Source organism: Vibrio sp. 10N.261.51.C6, from assembly GCF_041471785.1.
Classification (GTDB): Bacteria; Pseudomonadota; Gammaproteobacteria; order Enterobacterales; family Vibrionaceae; genus Vibrio; species Vibrio crassostreae_C.
Map to the genome: position 1 here is coordinate 149512 of NZ_JBFRPB010000022.1, position 23912 is coordinate 173423.

General features: G+C 45.9%; 18 protein-coding genes and 1 other RNA gene. 17 read left to right on the forward strand and 2 right to left on the reverse strand.

Translation table 11 applies throughout. The features are described 5' to 3' along the window. Positions 1-2: 2 nt before the first annotated feature. Both AB4375_RS06930 and AB4375_RS06935 read right to left on the reverse strand, forming a co-directional pair. A complete protein-coding gene (locus tag AB4375_RS06930; RefSeq protein WP_372051240.1) occupies positions 3-401 on the reverse strand; it encodes a YraN family protein in 399 nt (132 codons plus the stop codon). Beyond that, positions 388-2205: a penicillin-binding protein activator gene (locus AB4375_RS06935; protein ID WP_050622289.1), complete on the reverse strand. Its 1818-nt coding sequence runs from the start codon at positions 2203-2205 to the stop codon at positions 388-390. The genes AB4375_RS06930 and AB4375_RS06935 overlap by 14 nt, the downstream gene beginning before the upstream one ends. Before the next feature lie 61 nt (positions 2206-2266). On the opposite strand from AB4375_RS06935, the gene rsmI reads away from it, so the two are divergent. The 17 genes from rsmI (at position 2267) to secA (ending at position 23723) form a co-directional block, all read left to right on the forward strand. Further along, on the forward strand, positions 2267-3133 hold the full coding sequence (rsmI, locus tag AB4375_RS06940; protein WP_017066241.1) for a 16S rRNA (cytidine(1402)-2'-O)-methyltransferase: 867 nt from the start codon (positions 2267-2269) through the stop codon (positions 3131-3133). A gap of 176 nt (positions 3134-3309) precedes the next feature. Continuing rightward, positions 3310-3749, forward strand: an RNA gene (rnpB, locus tag AB4375_RS06945) — RNase P RNA component class A. Positions 3750-3977: 228 nt separating this feature from the next. Next, a complete protein-coding gene (gene rsmH, locus AB4375_RS06950; protein WP_017066240.1) occupies positions 3978-4928 on the forward strand; it encodes a 16S rRNA (cytosine(1402)-N(4))-methyltransferase RsmH in 951 nt (316 codons plus the stop codon). Between the two features lie 3 nt (positions 4929-4931). Further along, positions 4932-5249 (forward strand): cell division protein FtsL, encoded by a 318-nt coding sequence (ftsL, locus tag AB4375_RS06955; protein ID WP_019824585.1) that lies wholly within the window; start codon positions 4932-4934, stop codon positions 5247-5249. After that, entirely contained in the window at positions 5246-7003 is a 1758-nt protein-coding gene (locus tag AB4375_RS06960) for a penicillin-binding transpeptidase domain-containing protein (RefSeq protein ID WP_372051241.1), read from the forward strand. Before ftsL ends, AB4375_RS06960 begins: the two co-directional genes overlap by 4 nt. Positions 7004-7021: 18 nt before the next feature. Beyond that, the gene (murE, locus tag AB4375_RS06965; RefSeq protein WP_372051242.1) at positions 7022-8506 is read left to right on the forward strand and encodes a UDP-N-acetylmuramoyl-L-alanyl-D-glutamate--2,6-diaminopimelate ligase; all 1485 of its coding nucleotides are present in this window, start codon (positions 7022-7024) and stop codon (positions 8504-8506) included. After that, positions 8506-9879, forward strand: coding sequence for a UDP-N-acetylmuramoyl-tripeptide--D-alanyl-D-alanine ligase (gene murF / locus AB4375_RS06970; RefSeq protein WP_372051243.1), 1374 nt, complete (start codon positions 8506-8508; stop codon positions 9877-9879). The genes murE and murF overlap by 1 nt, the downstream gene beginning before the upstream one ends. After that, positions 9876-10958 carry a phospho-N-acetylmuramoyl-pentapeptide-transferase gene (mraY, locus tag AB4375_RS06975; protein ID WP_017059284.1) on the forward strand — a complete coding sequence of 361 codons (1083 nt, stop codon included), beginning with the start codon at positions 9876-9878 and terminating at the stop codon, positions 10956-10958. Before murF ends, mraY begins: the two co-directional genes overlap by 4 nt. Before the next feature lie 57 nt (positions 10959-11015). Continuing rightward, positions 11016-12332 (forward strand): UDP-N-acetylmuramoyl-L-alanine--D-glutamate ligase, encoded by a 1317-nt coding sequence (gene murD, locus AB4375_RS06980; protein WP_372051244.1) that lies wholly within the window; start codon positions 11016-11018, stop codon positions 12330-12332. A 22-nt stretch (positions 12333-12354) separates the two neighbouring features. Further along, a complete protein-coding gene (ftsW, locus tag AB4375_RS06985; RefSeq protein WP_017059286.1) occupies positions 12355-13551 on the forward strand; it encodes a cell division protein FtsW in 1197 nt (398 codons plus the stop codon). A gap of 12 nt (positions 13552-13563) precedes the next feature. Then, complete coding sequence (gene murG / locus AB4375_RS06990) at positions 13564-14625, forward strand: undecaprenyldiphospho-muramoylpentapeptide beta-N-acetylglucosaminyltransferase (RefSeq protein ID WP_017062898.1); 1062 nt, start codon at positions 13564-13566, stop codon at positions 14623-14625. 13 nt (positions 14626-14638) lie between these two features. After that, on the forward strand, positions 14639-16099 hold the full coding sequence (gene murC / locus AB4375_RS06995) for a UDP-N-acetylmuramate--L-alanine ligase (protein ID WP_372051245.1): 1461 nt from the start codon (positions 14639-14641) through the stop codon (positions 16097-16099). A gap of 278 nt (positions 16100-16377) precedes the next feature. Further along, positions 16378-17070, forward strand: coding sequence for a cell division protein FtsQ/DivIB (locus tag AB4375_RS07000; RefSeq protein ID WP_372051247.1), 693 nt, complete (start codon positions 16378-16380; stop codon positions 17068-17070). Next, the gene (gene ftsA, locus AB4375_RS07005; protein WP_010434747.1) at positions 17063-18331 is read left to right on the forward strand and encodes a cell division protein FtsA; all 1269 of its coding nucleotides are present in this window, start codon (positions 17063-17065) and stop codon (positions 18329-18331) included. The genes AB4375_RS07000 and ftsA overlap by 8 nt, the downstream gene beginning before the upstream one ends. A gap of 31 nt (positions 18332-18362) precedes the next feature. Further along, complete coding sequence (gene ftsZ / locus AB4375_RS07010) at positions 18363-19592, forward strand: cell division protein FtsZ (RefSeq protein ID WP_017059291.1); 1230 nt, start codon at positions 18363-18365, stop codon at positions 19590-19592. 96 nt (positions 19593-19688) lie between these two features. Continuing rightward, positions 19689-20606 carry a UDP-3-O-acyl-N-acetylglucosamine deacetylase gene (gene lpxC / locus AB4375_RS07015; RefSeq protein ID WP_010434751.1) on the forward strand — a complete coding sequence of 306 codons (918 nt, stop codon included), beginning with the start codon at positions 19689-19691 and terminating at the stop codon, positions 20604-20606. A 390-nt stretch (positions 20607-20996) separates the two neighbouring features. Next, entirely contained in the window at positions 20997-23723 is a 2727-nt protein-coding gene (gene secA / locus AB4375_RS07020) for a preprotein translocase subunit SecA (RefSeq protein WP_017069544.1), read from the forward strand. The last annotated feature ends 189 nt before the right edge of the window (positions 23724-23912 follow it).

A 23912-nucleotide genomic window follows, 5' to 3' on the forward strand; every position in this document is an offset into this window, starting at 1 on the left:
GTTTATCCTTGGGTAATCGCGTTTTGAATCCAGTCGATAGTGTCATTCGGCCCTTCAATGGCAACAATATCAAACCTGAAATCTGTAGAGTGCACCGACAAGCCTTGCTGCATAAGCCAAACATTGGCTGTTTTGAGCAGTTTCTGTGACTTCTTGGCAGTCACCATTTCAGCGGCATGTCCGTAGCGGGTTTGCTTGCGGTATTTTACCTCAGCAAACACAACCGTATTGTTATGGCGCATTATAAGATCAATCTCGCCACATTTTGCTATGAAGTTTTCTTCTATTAACGATAAACCGTGGCTAATCAGATAAGATTTTGCCACGGCCTCGTATTTATCACCCACTTGTTTGTGGGTGATGGTTGGTTTGGATAGGAACTTTCGGCTAAAAAGCCCCATGCTCTGCCCAGCTGATTTCACGTTGAACCACACAGTTGTTATCGATGGTTAGCACACCCGTTTCACCTGGAATGCTGTAACCTTGCACGGCTTTCATCTGTGGCAGTGCATCCATTAGATAGTATGCATCCATTCCTAGTGCTTGCAGACGCTTTTGGCCGTTTGAGTGTGCAGGCCATAGGTCGTTGAGCTCTTTATTAAGCTCGTTTTTATTCTCAACTAATAGTGGGATATCGCTGTAGAACACACCGGTTAGGTCTTCATACTGCTTATCACCGCTGTTGCTGCGTGAGTTTGAGAAAAGAGCGGGCTGGCTAGCATCAGGGTTAATTGCAACTTCAATGAAGGGTTTGATTAGCGTTAGCTCTGAGTTCTTAGCCACAATGTAAACAGAATCGATATCACGACGGCTGCGTGGCTCTGTTTCTAGGTCTAGGTTCAGTAACCCGTCCATTTGAGCGATACGCTGTTGGCTCTCTTGCAGGCCGAATACCTGATTCACATTACGTTGCAGTTGGCGTTTGTCAGAGAATAAGCTGATAGCCACATCGTTGCTGCTGTATTTTTTCCACTCTTCTTTAAACGCTTGCTCAACACGCTCACCTAAACGTCCTCTTGGCGCAAGGATAAGCGGATACTTGTAGCCTTGAGCAAATAGGTGTTTCGCTGCCTGAGCAACTTCTTGTTCAGGCGATAGAGCGAGATAGCAAATATTGGTATCAGGTTCTAGTTGCGTTGGAATGTTCAGAGCTAAAGCTGGAATCGAATTCTCGTGGTTTTTCTGCGCTTGCTGAAGCTTAGTAATGTTGCTCTTGATCAGCGGACCCACAATGAAATCAACGTTGTTCTCTTCCAGTGTCGCTTTAATCTCAGCAGCACTTTGCACGTTGGTATCCATTACTGTCAGCGTTGCATCTTCTTCGCGTTCTTTGTCGTTCATCATCGCAAAGATGAAACCGTCACGCACAAGTTGTGCCTGCTTGCCGTACTTACCGGTTAGAGGCAGTAATAGTGCAGTGCTGGTTGGCTTGCTGATCTCTAGCGCCAAGATGTCAGTGATCGCCTGAGGTGTATATGTTGCTGCTGGGTGCTGAGGATTCTCTGCTAGCCAATCCGACAAGGTTTCCTGAAGGTTTGGAAGGTTTGAGTTCAGCGTCTTCATGTAAATCGCCAGCTGTAACCAACCTGCGAGAACGTCTTCTGTAGGCGACGTCTTAAGCTCCAGAATCTCATATTGAGAGTAGCTATTTAGGTTCTGCCAAATACGGTCAGCAGCTTGTTGTTGGAGCTCGTCGTCAGCGTCTAGATATTCTGAATAAAGAACTAACTCACGGCTTGCTTCAAAATACTCGCTTTGCATTTCAGAAATGTTCGCGCGTAGCTCGTGATAATCTTTCCACTGCTCGTTCGGAAGTTTCCACCAAGGCTGGAAGTTCAGTTGGCTATAAGCTTGTTCAGGCTGCGAGTTATTCACCAACAGTTGAGCGCGAGCTAATTGCCATTCCGCTTGTTGCGTTTCGCTCAGCTCTTGTTTTGCTAAGCGTTTAATAAGCAGAGTTGCTTGATCGGTTTTTCCAGCTTGCACAGAAGCCTTAAGCGCCATGATTAACCAGTCGTTTTGTAGACTTCCTTTGCTACTATCCGCTTGCATCATGTAACTTTCAGTTGATTGCGCTGGATCTAGTGTAATATCAACGCTCGTTGGTGCTTGAGGACCTGAAGAACAAGCCGCCAATGTAATTGCTAATGCAATTGGAGTTAGTAAGCGTGGTACACTGAGTCTCTTATGGTTCATCGTTGCCATGAGTTCTTTAAATTCCGTATAAATTTGTATCTATATTAATCGTTGAAGTGATGGTAAACAAATGACAGATAACAAAACCTTGCTCACAGAGAGCCCAACTCTCTACATTGTGCCAACCCCAATCGGAAATTTGGGAGATATCACTCAAAGAGCAATTGAAATTTTATCAAGTGTCGATGTTATTGCAGCCGAAGACACACGCCACACGGGTAAGCTGCTTGCTCACTTCAATATATCAACCAGAACGTTCGCTTTACATGATCATAATGAACAAACTAAAGCGCAAGTTCTAGTCGAAAGGTTATTAGAAGGTCAGTCTATCGCATTAGTCTCTGATGCGGGTACTCCTTTAATTAGTGACCCAGGTTACCATCTTGTCTCACAATGTCGTCAAGCGGGTGTGAGAGTTGTGCCACTTCCTGGTGCTTGTGCTGTGATTACCGCGTTGAGTGCTTCTGGTTTACCGTCAGATCGTTTCAGTTTTGAGGGCTTCTTGCCACCAAAGAGCAAAGGTCGTAAAGACAAGTTCTTAGAGATCGCAAAGGCAGAGCGCACATGCATCTTCTATGAATCACCACACCGTATTTCAGATTCTCTACAAGATATGCTCGAGATTCTTGGCCCTGACCGTGAGGTTGTATTGGCGCGTGAGCTAACCAAAACCTTCGAAACCATCCAAGGGCTGCCACTTGGTGAACTTATTGAGTGGATTGAAGAAGACGCGAACCGTAAACGCGGTGAGATGGTGTTACTGATTCACGGCCACCGTGAAGAAGCGAGCACAGAACTGCCAGACGAAGCGACTCGCACACTAGGCATTCTAACCAAAGAGCTGCCTCTTAAAAAAGCGGCGGCGATGACGGCAGAAATCTACAATCTGAAAAAGAACGCGTTGTACAAATGGGGCCTAGAGCATCTAGACCACTAGAAACCTCTTTATAGAGTAGCTAACCTGTATTGAAAAGCTTGTGAGGAGTGATGGTATTGCCGTTATTCCTCTTTTTTTGTCTGAATTGTGTAAAATTCACGCAGTTGCTTAGAGGTTTGCACCATATTTGTGATCTCGCTAGACACTGCACCCTAATCTCTATACAATCCGCCCTCGGAGTTGAACGGGTAATCGCTGCTTTGCTGATGTCCTTCGGGAGACTGACGTTGAGGTCCTTCGGGAAACTGACGTTGAAGTCCTTCGGGAGACTGGTAGAGGGGAGGAACGTCCGGGCTCCATAGAGCAGGGTGCCAGATAACGTCTGGGGGGCGCGAGCCCACGACAAGTGCAGCAGAGAGAAGACCGCCGATGGCCTCATTTCTTCGGAAGGGGCACAGGTAAGGCTGAAAGGGTGCGGTAAGAGCGCACCGTGCGACTGGCAACAGTTCGTAGCAAGGTAAACTCCACCCGGAGCAAGATCAAATAGGCCCTCACATTGCGTTGCTCGCGTATGGGGGCGGGTAGATTGCTTGAGCCTGTGAGCGATTGCAGGCCTAGACGAATGGTTACCGCCGCGCAAGCGGAACAGAACCCGGCGTATGTGTCAACTCCACCTATATAAAGAACCCATCATTACTTAACGGTAGTGATGGGTTTTTTGCTTTATATTGACGTAAATTATTTAGATTTCCTTAGAATCCTTCACCCTGATATGAGCTTGGGTCAAAAATTCCCAAAGCCTATACACAATATGGTGGAGATACAGCGTGAAATCAGTACACTAAAACGTTAATAGAACAAATTATTGCCGAACTAATGGCTCAATCCACTCACTGAGAAGACTATGACAGAAGCATTCAAACATATTTCAGTATTGCTTAACGAATCTATTGACGGACTTGCGATCAAACCTGACGGTACCTACATCGATGGTACTTTTGGTCGTGGTGGTCACAGCCGTACAATCCTGTCTAAACTGGGCGAGAATGGACGACTCTTTAGTATTGACCGCGATCCACAAGCGATTGCAGAAGCGCAAAAGATTGATGACCCTCGTTTTACGATTATTCACGGCCCGTTCTCAGGTATGGCTGAATATGCGGAGCGTTATGACTTAGTCGGTCAAGTGGATGGTGTGTTACTGGATCTAGGTGTTTCTTCACCACAGCTAGATGACGCTGAGCGTGGCTTTAGCTTCATGAAAGACGGTCCGCTTGATATGCGTATGGACCCAACAACCGGTATTCCTGTCTCTCAGTGGTTAGTTGAAGCCGATCTTGATGACATCACATGGGTTATTCGTGAGTTCGGTGAAGACAAACACGCTCGTCGTATCGCGAAAGGCATCATCGCTTATCAAGAGAATGAAGAGAACGAACCTCTAACGCGCACTGGTCAGTTGGCTAAGCTTATCTCGGATGTAGCTCCAAAAAGCTTCAAAGAGAAAAAGCACCCAGCAACACGTGCTTTCCAAGCCTTCCGTATCTACATCAACAGTGAACTTGAAGAGATCGATACAGCCCTGAAAGGCGCAGCAAGCATTCTTGCTCCTGAAGGCCGTTTGTCTGTTATTAGCTTTCACTCTCTTGAAGACCGCATGGTGAAGCGCTTTATCCGTAAAGAGAGCCAAGGTCCGCAAGTACCACATGGCCTGCCACTAACAGAAGAGCAGATCAAAGCGCTAGGCAGTGCTGATCTTAAGCCTGTTGGTAAAGCGATCAAGCCTTCTAAAGATGAAGTGGATGAGAATACTCGTTCGCGTAGCTCAGTATTACGAATCGCAGAAAAGCTATAGTCAATGAAGACCTCCAAACCGAACTTAGCCAAGATAATATTTTTTGATTTGATCTCCGTGGGCAAGGTCCCATTGATGCTTCTTATCTGTATCTTCGCGAGTGCGATGGGGGTCGTTCTTACGACACATATGTCACGTCAGGCGATCACGCAAAAAGACACGGCGTTGGTGGAGCGAGAACAGCTTGATGATGAGTGGCGAAATTTAATGCTTGAAGAGACGGCTCTGGCTGAACATAGTCGCGTTCAAGCATCGGCAAAAAGAGAGCTAGACATGAAACGTCCAGACTCTGAAAAAGAAGTTGTGATCACACTGAAATGACCGGTAAAAAGGAAAAAGCACCCGCAAAAGCCGTTAAGAAACCAACGAAAGAGCGAGTGAAGAGCGAAAAGGATTCGGAGCCAATTCTTATTAAATGGCGTTTCAACGTCGTTATTGCTTTCGTGTTTCTTGCCTTTGCTGCGCTGGTTGGTCGTGTGGCTTACATCCAACTTATTGAACCAGATAACTTAATTCGTCAGGGCGACCTTCGTTCTGTACGTGTTAAGGCTATTCCTTCTGCCCGCGGTATTATTTCAGACCGCAATGGCGAACCACTTGCCGTTAGTGTTCCAGTTGAAGCGGTATGGGCCGATCCTAAAACGATTTTCGATAAAAACGGCATGGCCCAAATTGATCGTTGGTACGCGTTAGCCGATGTACTTGGCTTAGAGCGACAATCGATGATCGACAAGATCTCCAGCGACAAATCTCGTCGTTTTATCTACCTACAAAGACAAGTTAGCCCAGCAATGGCGAAATACATCCGCGACTTAAAGCTGGTGGGTATTGGTCTTAAAGCAGAATCACGTCGTTATTACCCAGCCGGTGAAGTCAGCGCGCATCTTATTGGTGTGACCGGAATTGATGGACACGGCCTAGAAGGTGTCGAGCGCAGCTACGATAAGTGGCTCACGGGTGAAGCAGGTAAACGTACAATCCGTAAAGACCGTTACGGGCGAGTAGTTGAAAACATTGCACTAGAAGAGCGTGAAGAAGGTAAACCACTCGAATTGACCATCGATCAGCGCTTACAAGCCATCGCTTATCGAGCGATTAAACAGGCGGTAGCCGATCACAAGGCGACGTCTGGATCTGCCATCTTATTAGACGTAAAAACGGGTGCGGTTTTGGCCATGGTTAACGCACCGTCTTACAACCCAAACAATCGTGCTGATTTACAAAGCTTTAAGATGCGTAACCGCGTGATCACCGATGCTTTTGAGCCAGGTTCGACGGTTAAGCCGTTTGTTGTTCTTGCCGCTCTCGAAAATGGTACCGCGGATGCTGATACTGTAATTGATACGGGTAACGGCATCATGCAAATCGGTGGTAGCCGTGTACGTGATACTTCCAAAGTTGGTAAGGCAGACTTGGCGTTAATCCTTAAGAAGTCGAGTAACATCGGTGTGGCGAAGTTAGCACTGGATATGCCACTTGAAGCGCTACTGGGCATGTACAGTTCTGTTGGTCTTGGCGAGATATCTGGGCTGAATCTAGTCGGTGAGACCGCGGGTATTTTCCCGAACCGTCGACGCTGGTCTAAGTTTGAAATCGCTACCTTATCCTTTGGTTATGGTCTAGCGATTACTCCGCTGCAATTGGCTCATGCCTATGCGACGTTAGCGAATCACGGTGTTTACGAACCTATCCATATCGTTAAAAGCAACGACCAAGATTTCTCAAAACAGATCATCAAGCGCGAAAATGCTGAGTTGGTTTTGAACATGCTAGAAGGCGTAACTCAAAAGGGCGGTACAGCGACAAGAGCTGCCGTGCCGGGTTACCGAGTAGCAGCAAAAACAGGTACATCTAGAAAAGCGATTTCCGGTGGTTATGGAGACGAGTACTTCGCCTATACCGCAGGTGTTGCTCCAGTGAGTGACCCAAGAGTCTCTTTGGTTGTGATGATCAATGAACCTCAAGGTGACCTCTACTATGGTGGCTCGGTCGCAGCCCCTGTTTTTTCTGAAATCATGAAGGGCGCACTGCAAATTCTGAATGTCCCTGCTGATGAAAACAAGTTTCAAGAATAGAGCCAATCAGGATTCAATATGAGTAATAGCCTCACGCTGTCATCTTTACTTTCTCCTTGGGGGGATTTTAGTGCTACCGAGTTAGCGTCGATTGCGGTTGAGCAATTGGAACTCGACAGTCGTGCCATCAAGGACGGTGATATTTTTGTTGCCATTGTAGGGCACGCAGTCGATGGTCGTCGTTTTATCGATAAAGCCATTGCTCAAGGTGCAAAGGCGGTTATTGCACAAGCAAGCGATGACAAAACGCACGGCTTGGTTGAATGGTTAAATGCAGTGCCGGTGGTTTATGTATCTGATCTAAATTCAATTCTCTCTGAACTGGCAGGTCGAGTTTATTCTTCTCAAGCGACCAAACTGATTGGCGTTACAGGTACCAATGGCAAAACCACCATCACTCAATTGATTGCTCAGTGGTTAGATCTCGTTGGTCAACGCTCTGCGGTAATGGGCACTACAGGTAATGGCTTCTTAGATAATCTAAAAACAGCAGCGAACACCACAGGTAGTGCGATTGAAATACAGCGTACGCTGAGTGAGTTGGCTGAAGAAAATGCCGTTTATACCGCGATGGAAATCTCTTCTCATGGTTTGGTTCAAGGCCGAGTAAAAGCTTTGGATTTTGAGGTTGGCGTATTTACTAACCTGAGCCGAGATCACCTGGATTACCACGGTACGATGGAAGAGTACGCGTTGGCTAAGAAAAGCCTGTTTACTCAACATAAATGCAAACATGCAGTGATCAATGTAGATGATGAAATAGGCAAGGCATGGATGTCAGATTTGTCCAATGCGATTGCTGTTTCATTACTTCCATTAACTGGCTACCAACAGTCGGTATGGGCATCTGATGTTGCTTATGCAGAAACTGGGATTAAGCTCTCTTTCGATGGTAGCTGGGGGCAAGGGAAGCTTTCTGTTCCATTGATTGGTCAGTTCAACGCATCAAACGTACTGGTTGCTTTTGCTACTTTGCTTTCTTTGGGTATCGAAAAGCAAACCTTGGTCGACACTGCGCCTCAGTTGCAACCTGTGATTGGTCGTATGGAACTGTTCCAAGTGCCGAACAAAGCAAAAGTGGTTGTCGATTACGCGCATACGCCAGACGCTTTAGAGAAAGCATTGGCAGCACTACGTGTACATTGCTCTGGAAAGCTATGGGCAATCTTTGGCTGCGGTGGTGATCGAGATACAGGCAAGCGCCCTATGATGGCGGTTACCGCAGAGCAGTTCGCCGATAACATTATTATTTCAGATGACAACCCTCGCAGTGAAGACCCGGCATTGATTGTTAAAGACATGCTGGCAGGTTTAAGTGAGCCTGAAGTCGCCTTTGTTGAACACGATCGCTTTCAGGCGGTTAAGTTTGCTCTAGAGCAGGCGGGTAATAACGACATTATTCTTCTGGCAGGTAAAGGCCATGAGGATTACCAAGTATTGAAAGACAAAACGATCCACTATTCGGATCGAGAGTCAGCACTACAACTTTTAGGTATTTCATAATGATTGATGTATCACTCGAGCAGATCTGCTCAGCGGTGAACGGTCAGCTGATAGAGGCTGGCAAATCGAGCAATAGTTTGATCAATGCGGTTTCTACCGATACTCGTACCGTTGAAGAAGGTGCACTGTTTGTTGCTCTCGTAGGTGAACGTTTTGATGCGCATGATTTTTGTGGTCAGGCTGTTGAGGCCAATGCGAGTGCGTTATTAGTTCAACGAAAACTTGACCTAAATATTACTCAAGTTGTTGTTGAAGACACTAAACTTGCTTTAGGTCAGCTAAGTGCTTGGATCCACAAACAATGTAACGTGCCAACCATGGCGATAACGGGAAGCTGTGGCAAAACGACCGTCAAAGAGATGGTCGCGAGTATTCTACAACAACGTGGCAAAGTGCTGTTTACAGCGGGTAACTTCAATAATGATATTGGAGTACCACTAACCTTGCTGCGCAGTGAACCCAATGACGACTATGCCGTGATAGAACTGGGCGCGAACCACATTGGTGAAATTGCCTATACCACGCAGCTTGTGAAACCACAGGTGGCCTTAGTGAATAACGTTGCTGCCGCGCATCTAGAGGGCTTTGGCTCAATTGATGGTGTTAAACAAGCGAAAGGCGAAATTTTTCAGGGGCTTGCTGCTGGTGATACTGCTATTGTTAACCTAGAGAGCAATGGTGGTGACTTCTGGAAAGATGTGCTTGCAGACAAAAACGTACTGACCTTTTCTGAAAGTGATGACACGGCGGATTACTTTTCGACGAATATTCGCATCAACGAGCAGGGTGAAGCTTGCTTTGATATGCAGACCCCGCAAGGTGCTATCGATGTCGAACTTGGCATTATTGGTCAGCACAATGTAGCCAACGCATTAGCGGCAGCAGCGCTGAGCATTCAATTTGGTGCCACGCTTGAAGAAGTTAAAAGTGGTTTAGCGAATCTTATCTCTGTGAAAGGCCGAGTTGAGGTTCAACAATTAAGTCAGAATATCAAGCTGATAGATGACAGTTACAACGCCAGCGTACCGGCCATGAAGGCTGCTGCAAAATTGCTGTCGAGCTTCAAAGGTCAACGTTGGTTGATTTTAGGCAATATGGCTGAATTAGGCGATGAAAGCCTTGCACTTCACCGTCAAGTCGGTGAATATGCTGCCCCATTCGCTTTTGAGCATGTACTCACTTACGGTGATGATACCAAGGTGATTAGTGAAGTGTGTAACGGCACTCACTTTGCAACGCATGAAGCGATGATCGCGCACATAGAGCAGCACTTGAGCTTGCCAGAAAACGTGCCACATACCTTGTTGGTAAAAGGCGCCAATAGTGCAGGAATGAGTAAAATAGCCGCTGCTTTAAAGGAGAACTTTTCATGATAATTTGGCTTGCAGAGCTACTACAGCCACACTTTTCTTTTTTCCGTTTGTTCGAATACTTATCGTTTCGTGCAATCGCGAGCATTTTGACGGCTTTATGTCTGTCGCTGTGGATGGGACCTCGTTTAATTGAGCGTCTGCAAATGCTGCAAATTGGCCAAGTTGTTCGTAATGACGGCCCAGAATCTCACTTCAGTAAGCGTGGTACACCAACCATGGGTGGTGTGATGATCCTTGCTGCGATCATCATTACGGTCTTACTTTGGGCTGACTTATCAAACCCTTACGTTTGGGCCGTACTTGTCGTGCTAGGCGGTTACGGTGCAGTTGGTTTTGTTGATGATTATCGTAAAGTCGTTCGTAAGAACACTGATGGCTTGATTGCGCGTTGGAAGTACTTCTGGCAATCGGCTATTGCATTGGTTGTGGCGTTTGCTCTGTATGCTCATGGGCAAGACACTGCTGCGACACAATTAGTGGTGCCTTTCTTTAAAGATGTGATGCCACAACTTGGTTTACTGTACATTGTTCTAACTTACTTTGTTATTGTGGGTACCAGTAACGCGGTAAACCTAACTGATGGCCTAGATGGCTTGGCGATTATGCCAACGGTTATGGTTGCTGCGGGTTTTGCTGTTATCGCTTGGGCGACAGGTAACGTTAACTTTGCAGCATACCTACACATTCCATACATCCCATACACCTCTGAACTGGTGGTGGTATGTACTGCTATCGTTGGTGCAGGCCTTGGCTTCCTATGGTTTAACACTTACCCAGCACAAGTATTCATGGGCGATGTTGGCTCTCTAGCACTGGGTGGTGCGTTAGGTGTGATTGCGGTACTCGTTCGTCAAGAGTTGGTACTAGTGATCATGGGTGGTGTGTTTGTAATGGAGACTCTGTCAGTGATTCTGCAGGTGGGCTCTTACAAATTGCGTGGTCAGCGTATTTTCCGCATGGCACCGATTCACCACCACTATGAACTTAAAGGTTGGCCAGAGCCGCGTGTTATCGTGCGTTTTTGGATCATCTCAATGGTATTAGTACTGGTTGGCCTAGCGACACTGAAAGTTCGTTAATCCTGTATGAGCCTCTGAATAGGGGCTCTTTAAAACTATTAAGAGCATCTTGTTTAAATGGAACGTTGGCAAAATATTCAAAATGTAGTGGTTGTGGGGCTCGGTATTACCGGGCTCTCTGTCGTTAAACATCTCGTAAAATATCAGCCCCATACTTGCGTAAAGGTAATTGATACGCGAGAGCTACCACCAGGAAAGGAATCTTTGCCTGAGTCGGTTGAGCTGCATTCTGGAAGCTGGAATAGCCAATGGCTAGCTGAGGCTGATCTGGTGGTTGCTAACCCAGGCATTGCTTTAGCGACACCTGAAATTCAAGATGTGCTTCAAGCGGGTACGCCTGTCGTTGGCGACATCGAGCTGTTTGGTTGGGCTGTAGATAAGCCTGTTGTGGCGATTACTGGTTCAAACGGTAAGAGTACCGTGACTGATCTGACTGGTGTGCTTGCTAAGGCTGCTGGGCTTAATGTTGGCGTTGGCGGCAATATTGGCATTCCTGCCCTAGACCTTCTAGAACTTGATGCGGATTTATATGTCCTTGAGCTTTCAAGCTTCCAGTTAGAAACCACATCGAACCTAAACCTTGTAGCAGCAGCCTTTTTGAACCTGTCAGAAGATCACATGGATCGCTATCAGGGTATGGCTGATTATCGTGAAGCCAAGTTAAGAATTTTTAATAACGCGCAGTGTGCGATTGTTAACCGCGACGACAAAGAGACGTATCCAGACCACAACATGTCATTAGTAACATTCGGACTCGACGATCAAGAGTTTGGTGTCGCGACAGTTGATGGTACCGAATGGCTAATGGACAACGGTAAACCTGTCCTTGCTACCCAAGATTTAACATTGGTTGGACGTCACAATGTGGCGAATGCGTTAGTCTTACTTGCACTATTGAAGCAAGTTGGTATCGACTACAGCAAAAGTCTTGATGCTTTGAAGGCCTATAACGGTTTGACGCATCGTTGCCAAGTCGTGGCTGACAAGCGCGAAATCAAATGGGTTAATGACTCCAAAGCAACGAATGTAGCCAGCACATTGGCAGCCCTGTCTGGGTTGGAGTATCAAGGTACGTTATATCTTTTGGTTGGCGGCGTTGGTAAAGGTGCTGACTTTAGTGAGCTTGAACCAGTATTGGCGCAACTTGAGCGTGTTCAGCTGTGTTGTTTCGGTGAAGATGCAGATCAATTCATGCCTCTGCACCCATCGGCACAAAAGTTCGATACCATGCAGCAGATAATCGAATCTATCTCGCCACAGCTGGTGGCTGGAGATATGGTGATGCTGTCTCCGGCGTGCGCAAGCTTCGATCAATTTAATAATTTCATGGCAAGAGGTGATGCGTTCACTGAGCTTGCTCATGAGTATGCTTAACGTGTTGAAGGACTAACATTCAGTGCAAAGAGTCAAAGAGATTAATCAATCCATCTGGCAGTGGCTAAACCGTGCTACTCCCGAGGCGCTTTACGATCGTCAATTGGTGTGGATTGCTCTTGGGCTAATGCTGACAGGTTTGGTGATGGTGACGTCTGCTTCGTTCCCCATCAGTGCTCGTTTAACCGATCAGCCGTTTCACTTTATGTTCCGTCATGCCATCTTCCTTGTATTGGCGTTAGGTGTCTCTAGCGTCATATTGCAAATCCCGATGCAACGCTGGTTTCAATACAGTATGTATCTACTGGGCTTGTCCTTCTTCTTGCTGATTGTGGTATTAGCCGTCGGTAAGTCGGTTAACGGCGCATCGCGTTGGATCCCATTAGGGCTATTTAACTTACAACCCGCTGAAGTCGCCAAGTTATCGCTGTTTATCTTTATGGCGGGCTACTTGGTTCGGAAGCAAGATGAAGTGAGAAAAACCTTCTTCGGTGGTTTTGGTAAACCGATCATGGTATTCGGCGCTTTTGCCGTGCTGCTGCTAGGCCAGCCCGATTTAGGTACTGTGGTCGTAATGCTAGTGACCCTGTTCGGCATGCTATTCATTGCTGGTGCCAAGCTTTCACAGTTTATCGCCTTGATGGTGGCAGGTATTGCCGCGGTCGTCGGTTTGATTGTTATAGAACCTTATCGTGTTCGACGTGTTACCTCATTCTGGGAACCTTGGAACGACCCGTTCGGCAGTGGTTACCAGTTAACTCAGTCATTGATGGCGTTTGGCCGTGGTGATTGGATGGGGCAAGGGCTCGGTAACTCAATTCAGAAACTCGAATACTTACCCGAAGCGCACACCGATTTTGTATTTGCTGTGTTGGCAGAAGAATTGGGTTTTGTTGGCGTGACCTTGGTCTTGATACTTATCTTTAGCTTGGTTTTTAAAGCCATTTTTATTGGCAAAAAAGCCTTTGAACACGATCAAGTGTTCAGCGGCTATCTGGCTTTTGGTATTGGTATTTGGTTTGCGTTTCAGACGCTTGTTAACGTAGGTGCTGCATCTGGCATCGTTCCGACCAAAGGTCTAACCCTACCGCTAATCAGTTATGGTGGTTCGAGTTTAATTGTTATGTCTGTGGCGGTATCAATGCTGCTGCGCATTGACCACGAATGCCGAATGCAACAAAAAGAACAAGCTGATAGTCAAAACGAATTAGTAGAATAAGAATCTAACGTGATGAAACAAAACAAAAAACTTTTAGTGATGGCTGGTGGTACTGGCGGTCACGTTTTCCCAGGGTTAGCAGTAGCGAAAAAGCTTCAGCAACAAGGTTGGGAAATTCGCTGGTTAGGCACAGCAGACAGAATGGAAGCGGATTTAGTGCCAAAGCATGGCATTGAAATCGACTTCATCAAAGTGAAAGGCCTGCGTGGTCAAGGCATTAGCAAGTTAATTAAAGCGCCGTTCCAGATTATTAATGCCATACTTCAAGCAAGGCAACACATCAAAGCATGGCAGCCTGATGTGGTACTTGGTATGGGTGGCTACGTGAGTGGCCCAGGTGGTATCGCGGCATGGTTGTCTGGCATTCCAGTGGTTCTCCATGAACAAAATGCAGTGGCAGGTTTAACCAACCAATGGCTGTCTAAGATTGCTAAAAAGGTTTTCCAAGCTTTCCCTGGTGCTTTCCCTACCGCAGAAGTGGTGGGTAACCCAGTACGCGAAGATGTGGTTGCCTTAGCTGAACCCGAGCAACGCATGGCTGAGCGTGATGGTGACATCCGCATCTTGGTTATGGGCGGCAGTCAGGGCGCAAAAATCCTAAACGATACCTTGCCAGTAACGATGGCGCAGCTTGGTGAAGGCTTCACTGTGATGCACCAAGCGGGTAAGAACAATCAACAACAAGTTATTGAGCAATACAAATCACATTCTGTTGGTAATGTTCAAGTGACTGAATTTATTGATGATGTGGCGCAAGCTTATGAGTGGGCAGATCTATTAGTGTGTCGCTCAGGTGCATTAACCGTATCAGAAGTGTCTGCGGCAGGTGTCGGTTCTATCTTCGTTCCGTTTATGCACAAAGACAGACAACAAGCGTTGAATGCCGACCATTTAGTTGAATGTGGCGCAGCGTTAATGATTGAACAGCCTCAACTAACGGCTGATAAGCTAGCGAACACTATCGCGCAGCTTGATAGAAATGAATTAAAAATGATGGCAACAAAAGCTCGTCAAGCCGCCAAGCTTGATGCTGATGTGACCGTCGCTGAAGCGATTAAAGCTTTAGCAAAATAATGAGATTGAATTGATGACGATTGAACATACCCAAGACTTAGCGCAAATCCGTGCAATGGTGCCAGAGATGCGCCGTGTTAAATCTATCCACTTCATTGGTATTGGTGGTGCCGGAATGAGCGGGATTGCTGAAGTCTTGCTAAATGAAGGCTACCAGATCACGGGTTCTGATATTGCTCAAAACCCAGTGACTGATCGTTTAGTTAGCAAGGGTGCGACCGTTTATATCGGTCACCAAGCGAGTAACGTTGCCGACGCAAGTGTGGTGGTTGTTTCAACCGCTATCAACGAAGAAAACCCAGAAATTATTGCAGCTCGTGAAGCGCGCACACCGATCGTTCGTCGTGCAGAAATGCTGGCTGAGCTGATGCGTTTTCGTCACGGTATTGCTGTGGCAGGTACGCACGGTAAAACAACCACGACTGCGCTAGTGACACAGATTTACTCGGAAGCCGGCCTAGATCCAACCTTCGTAAACGGTGGTTTGGTGAAAAGTGCAGGCACAAACGCACGTTTAGGTTCAAGCCGTATCCTTATCGCTGAAGCTGATGAAAGTGATGCGTCGTTCTTACATCTGCAACCTATGGTTAGTATCGTGACAAACATTGAAGCGGATCATATGGATACCTATGGCGGCGATTTCGAAACGCTAAAGCAGACATTTATCGATTTCCTACACAACCTGCCGTTCTACGGCCAGGCTGTGATGTGTGTAGATGATCCTGTTGTACGTGAACTTATCCCTCAGGTGAGCCGCCAAGTGATTACTTACGGCTTCTCTGAAGACGCAGATATTCGTATTGAAAACTACGTACAAGAAGGTCAACAAGGCAAGTTTACGGTTGTACGTGAAGGTAAAGCTAACTTAGATATCACGTTGAACATTCCAGGTCGCCACAACGCATTGAATGCATCGGCTGCGATTGCTGTTGCAACAGAAGATGACATCAGCGATGAAGCGATTCTCAAAGCGATGGCGGGAACGGAAGGCACGGGTCGCCGTTTCGATCACCTAGGTGAGTATGAAACAGGTAAAGGCGTTGCAATGCTGGTCGATGATTACGGTCATCACCCAACCGAAGTTGATGTGACGATTCAAGCTGCTCGTAGTGGCTGGACTGATAAACGTCTTGTTATGATCTTCCAACCGCACCGTTATAGCCGTACTCGCGATCTGTATGATGATTTCGCGAACGTTCTTGAGCAGGTTGATGTCCTAATTCTGTTAGATGTTTATTCTGCAGGTGAGAAACCTATTGCAGGGGCTGACGGACGTTCATTAAGTCGAACTATTCGTGGGCGCGGTAAGATAGACCCAATCTTTGTTGCCGATATCAACGCACTGCCATCGGCTTTAGCCAACGTAATTCAAGGCGGTGACCTTGTTTTAACGCAGGGTGCAGGCGATGTTGGTCGAGTAGCGAAGCTGTTGGAATCGTTACAGTTAGACATTAATAAAATGCAGAACGCGTAACAGAATACTGTCTACAGACTGTGGTCAATCGCTCACTTCTTGCGATTGACCTAAAATTGACCAAAAATCTTATTATCAACGTTTGATAGTTTGATTTTGCTCAGTATAATTCATAGGTTAAAGTAAGTGCTTTTACCTCTATTACGAAGATAGGGAATAGAATTGCGAACCAACGACAGGGAATGCGGGCTTTGGTAGAAAGTACTTTTAGCGAAAACCGCCACCTATTCAGTTTACCGTCGCTCAAGAAACACGCCTTAGGCGGGTCTTTTTTTGTCATGGTATTGCTATTCATTGGGTTTCTTTTCTATACCACACTAACTTGGATGTGGGACGATCAGCGATTGCCTCTCTCCAAAATAGTACTTCAAGGCGACTTAACTTACGTAACCGCTGGTGATGTTCAACATGCCTTTAGCGAGCTAGAGCACATTGGAACCTTCATGTCGCAAGACATCGGTGTGTTGCAAGACAGTTTAGAAGCGTTACCTTGGGTTTCAGTGGTCTCCATTCGTAAGCAGTGGCCAGACACAATAAAAGTATTTTTGACTGAGTACCATGCGGCAGCAATCTGGAACGGTAACATGCTGCTGAATGACGATGGTCAGGTGTTTAATGGTGATATCGGCCTGTTGAAGGGCGATAGAGTTAAGCTTTACGGCCCAGACGGCACCAGCCAAGAAGTGATAGAAAAGTGGCGACAGATAACCCCTTTGATTAACAGTCTAGGGTTAACCGTTACCTCTCTCGTTCTCAATGAGCGTCGCGCTTGGCAAATAATCCTAGATAACGGTTTCCGTTTAGAACTAGGTAAAGATTCTTTAGATGAGCGTGTTGAACGCTTCATTTCGCTTTACAACGAACTTGGTAGTAAAGCGAATCAAGTGAGCTACATCGACCTCAGGTATGATACGGGAGCCGCTGTAGGCTGGTTTCCAGAGCAAGAGTTAGAAGAGAGCACAGATGACTAAGACCGCAGATGACAACATAATCGTTGGTCTTGATATAGGCACTGCGACCATATCAGCTCTGGTTGGTGAAATATTGCCTGATGGTCAAATCAATATCATTGGTTCTGGGCAAAGCCCATCCAGAGGTATGGATAAAGGTGGTGTAAACGACCTAGAGTCGGTAGTTAAGTCGGTTCAGCGAGCTATTGATCAAGCAGAGTTGATGGCGGAATGCCAAATCAGCAATGTATTTATCTCGCTATCGGGTAAACATATCGCAAGCCGAATTGAAAAAGGCATGGGCACTATCTCTGATGAAGAGGTGTCTCAAGACGATATGGATCGAGCGATCCATACCGCGAAATCAATTAAAATAGGTGATGAGCAGAGAATTCTGCACGTGATCCCACAAGAATTTACCATTGATTATCAAGAAGGGATTAAGAACCCACTTGGCTTATCTGGTGTTCGAATGGAAGTCAGTGTTCACCTAATTTCTTGCCATAGCGACATGGCGAGAAACATTATTAAAGCTGTTGAACGATGTGGTCTCACAGTAGAACAAATCGTGTTTTCAGGACTTGCCTCAAGCAATGCGGTAATTACTGAAGACGAGAGAGAGCTTGGAGTATGTGTTGTCGATATCGGTGCGGGTACAATGGATATTTCCATTTGGACTGGCGGCGCACTTCGACACACAGAAGTCTTTTCCTACGCAGGAAATGCAGTAACCAGTGATATTGCCTTCGCTTTCGGCACGCCAGTGAGCGATGCTGAAGAGATAAAAGTAAACCATGGTTGCGCTCTGAGTGAACTCGTAAGCAAGGATGACTCTGTTAACGTCCCAAGTGTTGGTGGTCGCCCATCGAGAAGTTTGCAACGACAAACTTTGTCGGAAGTGATTGAACCACGTTACACTGAACTTATGGGTCTCGTTAACCAAACTATTGATACGGTTCAATTACAGCTACGAGATGAAGGTATTAAACACCACCTTGCAGCTGGCGTCGTTCTCACTGGTGGAGCGGCACAAATTGACGGATTGGTAGAGTGTGCGGAACGTGTTTTCCGCAATCAAGTTCGAGTTGGTAAGCCGTTAGAAGTTAGTGGCTTAACTGACTATGTTAAAGAGCCGTATCATTCTACGGCGGTTGGTTTACTTCATTACGCAAGAGATTGTCAGATCAGTGATGAAGGTGATTACAGCGAACCTAAGCGTTCAGCACCTTCTATGTCTGGTTTATTTGGCAAATTGCGTAATTGGATACAAAAAGAGTTTTAACCTGAGTTGCAGGAAAAAACGGAGATAACACATGTTTGAACCGATGATGGAAATGTCTGACGATGCAGTAATTAAAGTCGTTGGAGTTGGTGGCGGTGGCGGTAACGCTGTTGAGCACATGGTACGTGAATCAATCGAAGGCGTAGAATTCATCAGTGTTAACACTGATGCACAAGCACTTCGTAAAACAAGCGTGAGCAGCGTGATCCAAATTGGTGGTGATATCACTAAAGGTTTGGGCGCTGGTGCAAACCCACAAGTAGGCCGTGATGCAGCTCTCGAAGATCGAGAAAGAATTAAAGAAGTTCTAACTGGCGCCGATATGGTATTTATCGCAGCTGGTATGGGCGGTGGTACTGGTACAGGTGCTGCTCCAGTTATTGCTGAAGTTGCGAAAGAGTTAGGTGTGCTGACGGTTGCTGTTGTAACTAAGCCATTTAGCTTTGAAGGCAAAAAGCGTTTAGCGTTTGCTGAGCAAGGTATTGAAGAGCTTTCTAAACATGTGGATTCATTAATTACGATTCCAAATGAAAAGCTACTTAAAGTACTTGGCCGCGGCGTAACTCTGCTAGAAGCTTTCGCAAGTGCAAATGATGTACTTAAAAACGCTGTACAAGGTATCGCTGAGCTAATTACTCGCCCTGGTATGATTAACGTCGATTTCGCGGATGTTCGCACCGTAATGTCTGAGATGGGTCATGCAATGATGGGTAGCGGTATCGCAAAAGGTGAAGACCGTGCTGAAGAAGCTGCTGAAACAGCAATTTCTAGCCCACTACTAGAAGACATCGACCTAGCTGGCGCGCGTGGCGTTCTTGTGAACATCACTGCAGGCCTAGATATGCGTCTAGATGAGTTCGAAACAGTAGGTAATACAGTTAAGGCATTCGCATCTGATAATGCAACAGTTGTGATTGGTACTTCTCTAGACCCTGATATGACAGATGAAATCCGCGTAACTGTTGTTGCAACAGGTATCGGCACAGAGAAAAAGCCAGACATTACATTAGTTGCTGGTGGTAAAGCTAAGGTTGCACCAACTCCTCAACCACAGGTAGCGGCTCAAACTGCACCAAAAGTGGAAGAGAAAGTGGCACAACCATTGCAAGAAAAAACTGAGGTTAAACCTCAAGTTAAGCCGCAACCAACAACGTCACCTGTTTCTTCAGGTACAGGCGCTAGCCAAAGTGCAGCACCTAAGGCTGAGAAAGAGAGTGGATACTTAGATATTCCAGCATTCTTACGACGTCAGGCTGATTAACAAATACCCAAAATTTGACTATCGTCGAATTAATGGTAAAATTCTCGGTCGGTAAATACTGACCGTGATTTGTAGCACTGATAACGAGGCAAGCAGATGATCAGACAACGTACTCTGAAAGAAATTGTGAAAACAACTGGTGTGGGTCTCCACTCTGGTCGTAAAGTCACACTTACTCTTCGCCCGGCAGCTGCAAATACAGGTATTGTTTATCGTCGTACAGATGTAAATCCACCTGTAGATTTCCCAGCTGATCCAGCGTCAGTTCGTGACACTATGCTATGTACAGCTCTTGTTAATGACGAAGGCGTACGTATCTCTACAGTGGAACACCTTAACGCAGCTTTAGCGGGTATGGGCATCGACAACATTATTGTTGAAGTAGATGCTCCTGAAATCCCAATTATGGATGGTAGCGCAAGCCCATTCGTATACTTGCTACAGCAAGCGGGTGTAGAAACACTGAATGCAGCGAAGCGTTTTATTCGTATCAAAAAGCCTATCCGTTTTGAAGATGGCGATAAGTGGGCAGAGTTTGTTCCATTTAACGGCTTCCGTATGGACTTTGAGATCGACTTTAACCACCCAGCAATTGAATCTGATGAGCAACGTTTGTTGTTTGATTTCTCTTCACAAGGTTTTGTGAAAGAAATCTCTCGCGCTCGTACTTTCGGCTTCATGCGCGACATTGAGTATCTACAATCTCAAAACCTAGTACTTGGTGGTAGCTTTGATAATGCTATCGTACTTGACGAATACCGAATTCTTAATGAAGAGGGTCTACGTTTTGACAATGAGTTCGTAACTCATAAAGTACTAGATGCGATTGGTGACTTGTACATGTGTGGACACGCTATTATTGGTGAGTTTCGTGCATACAAATCAGGTCACGGCCTAAACAACCAACTACTACGTGCAGTACTTGCTGACGCAGAAGCTTGGGAATGGGCAACATTCGAAGAAGAAGTAGGCTCTCCTGTTGCATTTGCTGAACCAGGAATGGTTCTAGCGTAATTGTTGTTTACAGCAATATAAGATTTCGAAAACCAGGTCATTGACCTGGTTTTTTTGTATCTATTTTCCAGATACAGTGTCGTCAACATCCGAAAGTTGTCTCCCAATGAGCTGCAGTCTGGCTAATCCATCAGCAATTAGAAAGAAAAGTTCCAAGCACATCAAACAAATGGGGTTATAAATGGTTGTTGGTGTGAAAATTACTTACACTAAAGGGCATTAATTTTAACTCAAGCCTTGAAAACTCTACTCTCAAGTACAATATCAAAGATACTAGATTTATCTCAGTATCCTTGGTTAGTAACTGAAGACTAGTTCATAGCTAGTAGAGACACTGACGGCATTTAAAATAGATCGCGGACGATCTGAGAACGAAGAGATTCCAAGCACATGATTACTAAGCTGCTGACAAAGGTAATTGGCAGTCGCAATGACAGAACACTGCGCCGCCTTAGAAAAATTGTAAAAGAAATTAATAACTTCGAACCAACGTTTGAAGCACTTTCAGACGAAGAACTAAAAGCAAAAACGGTTGAATTTCGTGAGCGCTTAGATAAAGGTGAATCGCTAGACCAACTTCTACCTGAAGCATTTGCTACGGTACGTGAAGCGTCTAAGCGTGTTTACGGCATGCGTCACTTTGACGTGCAAATGATTGGTGGCATGGTTCTAAATGCTGGCCAAATTGCAGAAATGCGTACTGGTGAAGGTAAGACTCTTACAGCAACCCTACCAGCTTATCTTAACGCCCTACCTAGCAAAGGTGTTCACGTAGTAACGGTGAACGACTACCTAGCGAAGCGTGATGCGGAAACAAACCGCCCATTATTTGAATTCCTTGGTATGACTGTTGGCGTAAACGTGCCAAACATGGCTCCACCAGAGAAGAAAGAAGCGTACCAAGCGGATATCCTATACGGAACAAACAACGAGTTTGGCTTCGATTACCTACGTGACAACATGGCTTTCCGTGCTGAAGATCGTGTTCAACGTGAGCGCTTCTTTGCTGTTGTCGATGAGGTTGACTCAATCTTAATCGATGAAGCTCGTACTCCACTTATTATCTCTGGCCCAGCTGAAGATAGTTCAGATCTTTACACGCGTATTAACACGTTGATCCCTAACCTTGAGCGCCAAGATAAAGAAGATTCTGAAGAGTACCGTGGTGAAGGTCACTACACCATGGACGAGAAATCGAAACAGGTTCACCTGACTGAAAACGGTCAAGAATTTGTAGAAGAGCTAATGGTCAAAAACGGCCTGATGGAAGAGGGTGACACGCTTTACTCTCCAACTAATATCAGCCTATTGCACCATGTTAATGCAGCGCTGCGTGCACACGTACTGTTTGAGAAAGACGTCGACTACATCGTTACTGAAGAAGGCGAAGTGGTTATCGTTGATGAACATACTGGTCGTACTATGCCAGGTCGTCGTTGGTCTGAAGGTTTACACCAAGCTGTTGAAGCTAAAGAAGGTGTGAAGATTCAGAATGAAAACCAGACGCTAGCATCGATTACATTCCAGAACTTCTTCCGTCTATACGAAAAACTGTCAGGTATGACAGGTACAGCCGATACAGAAGCTTTCGAATTTCAGTCTATCTACGGCCTAGAAACAGTGGTTATCCCAACCAACAAGCCTATGGTTCGTAACGATATGCCAGATGTGGTTTATCGTACCGAAGAAGACAAGTTCAATGCGATCATTGAAGACATCAAAGACCGTGTAGCTGCTGGTCAGCCATCATTGGTTGGTACGGTTTCTATCGAGAAGTCTGAACTACTGTCTAACGCACTGAAAAAAGCAAAAATTAAGCACAGCGTTCTAAATGCTAAATTCCACGAAATGGAAGCAGAGATCGTTGCACAAGCTGGTATGCCGAGTGCGGTAACTATCGCAACTAACATGGCTGGTCGTGGTACCGATATCGTATTAGGTGGTAGCTGGCAGGCACAAGTTGAGAAGCTAGAGAATCCAACCAAAGAGCAGATCGAGAAGATCAAAGCTGACTGGAGAGTAATCCACGATAAAGTGCTTGAGTCAGGTGGTCTGCACATCATTGGTACTGAGCGTCATGAATCTCGCCGTATCGACAACCAGCTACGTGGTCGTTCTGGTCGTCAAGGTGATGCGGGTTCTTCTCGTTTCTACCTATCAATGGAAGATTCTCTGCTACGTATCTTCACATCGGATCGTATGGCTGGTCTTATCCAAAGTGGTATGGACGAAGGCGAAGCGATCGAATCTAAGATGCTTTCTCGCTCAATTGAAAAAGCACAACGTAAAGTTGAAGGTCGTAACTTCGATATTCGTAAGCAGCTTCTTGAGTACGATGATGTAGCCAATGACCAACGTAAAGTGGTTTATGAGCTTCGTGATGAACTGATGAGCTCTGACGATATCAGCGAGATGATCGAACACAACCGTGAAGATGTATTGGCATCAGTGATTGATGAATACATCGCACCTCAGTCTCTTGAAGATATGTGGGATATCGCGGGTCTGCAAGATCGTCTGAAGAATGACTTCGATCTAGACTTTGATATTCAAGGTTGGTTAGACGAAGACGACAAGCTTTATGAAGAAGCATTGCGTGAGCGTATTCTTGGTATGGCGGTTGATTCGTACAAACAGAAAGAAGAAGTGGTTGGTGCTCAAGTACTGCGTAACTTCGAGAAATCTGTGATGCTACAAACGCTAGACGGCCTTTGGAAAGAGCACTTGGCTGCGATGGATCACCTTCGTCAAGGTATCCACTTACGTGGTTATGCTCAGAAGAACCCGAAACAAGAGTACAAGCGCGAGTCGTTTGAACTGTTTGAAGGCCTACTAGATGTACTGAAAACAGACGTTGTTACCATCCTTTCTAAAGTGCGCGTTCAGCAACAAGAAGAAGTTGAAAAGATGGAAGCTCAACGTCAAGCTCAAGCTGAAGAAGCGGCGCGTCGTGCACAAGCGCAACATGCAACAGCTGAAAACCAGCTAGCTGACGATGAAGCTGAAGCGGCATCTCCACAAACGGTAGTGCGTGACGAGCGTAAAGTTGGCCGTAACGAGCCATGCCCATGTGGTAGCGGTAAGAAGTACAAGCAGTGTCACGGTAAAATCGCGTAAGTTTAATGAATCGTTGCTGTAGCGCATGATAGCTGCGTTGGTGGTACTCACTTACAGTCGTAAGCTCCGTGCCACCGCCTTGCTCTCATACACTACAACTTAGCTTCATAAAACTGACAAATAGAATATAAAGAGTCGCTTAGGCGGCTCTTTTTGTATGTAAATTTCATGGCTTACTTTGTTACGCAA

Coding starts and splice junctions, on each gene's coding strand:
- AB4375_RS06930 (WP_372051240.1), bottom strand. CDS start 401: ATGGGGCTTTTTAGCCGAAAGTTCCTATCCAAACCAACCATCACCCAC.
- AB4375_RS06935 (WP_050622289.1), bottom strand. CDS start 2,205: ATGGCAACGATGAACCATAAGAGACTCAGTGTACCACGCTTACTAACT.
- rsmI (WP_017066241.1), top strand. CDS start 2,267: ATGACAGATAACAAAACCTTGCTCACAGAGAGCCCAACTCTCTACATT.
- rsmH (WP_017066240.1), top strand. CDS start 3,978: ATGACAGAAGCATTCAAACATATTTCAGTATTGCTTAACGAATCTATT.
- ftsL (WP_019824585.1), top strand. CDS start 4,932: ATGAAGACCTCCAAACCGAACTTAGCCAAGATAATATTTTTTGATTTG.
- AB4375_RS06960 (WP_372051241.1), top strand. CDS start 5,246: ATGACCGGTAAAAAGGAAAAAGCACCCGCAAAAGCCGTTAAGAAACCA.
- murE (WP_372051242.1), top strand. CDS start 7,022: ATGAGTAATAGCCTCACGCTGTCATCTTTACTTTCTCCTTGGGGGGAT.
- murF (WP_372051243.1), top strand. CDS start 8,506: ATGATTGATGTATCACTCGAGCAGATCTGCTCAGCGGTGAACGGTCAG.
- mraY (WP_017059284.1), top strand. CDS start 9,876: ATGATAATTTGGCTTGCAGAGCTACTACAGCCACACTTTTCTTTTTTC.
- murD (WP_372051244.1), top strand. CDS start 11,016: ATGGAACGTTGGCAAAATATTCAAAATGTAGTGGTTGTGGGGCTCGGT.
- murG (WP_017062898.1), top strand. CDS start 13,564: ATGAAACAAAACAAAAAACTTTTAGTGATGGCTGGTGGTACTGGCGGT.
- murC (WP_372051245.1), top strand. CDS start 14,639: ATGACGATTGAACATACCCAAGACTTAGCGCAAATCCGTGCAATGGTG.
- AB4375_RS07000 (WP_372051247.1), top strand. CDS start 16,378: ATGGTATTGCTATTCATTGGGTTTCTTTTCTATACCACACTAACTTGG.
- ftsA (WP_010434747.1), top strand. CDS start 17,063: ATGACTAAGACCGCAGATGACAACATAATCGTTGGTCTTGATATAGGC.
- ftsZ (WP_017059291.1), top strand. CDS start 18,363: ATGTTTGAACCGATGATGGAAATGTCTGACGATGCAGTAATTAAAGTC.
- lpxC (WP_010434751.1), top strand. CDS start 19,689: ATGATCAGACAACGTACTCTGAAAGAAATTGTGAAAACAACTGGTGTG.
- secA (WP_017069544.1), top strand. CDS start 20,997: ATGATTACTAAGCTGCTGACAAAGGTAATTGGCAGTCGCAATGACAGA.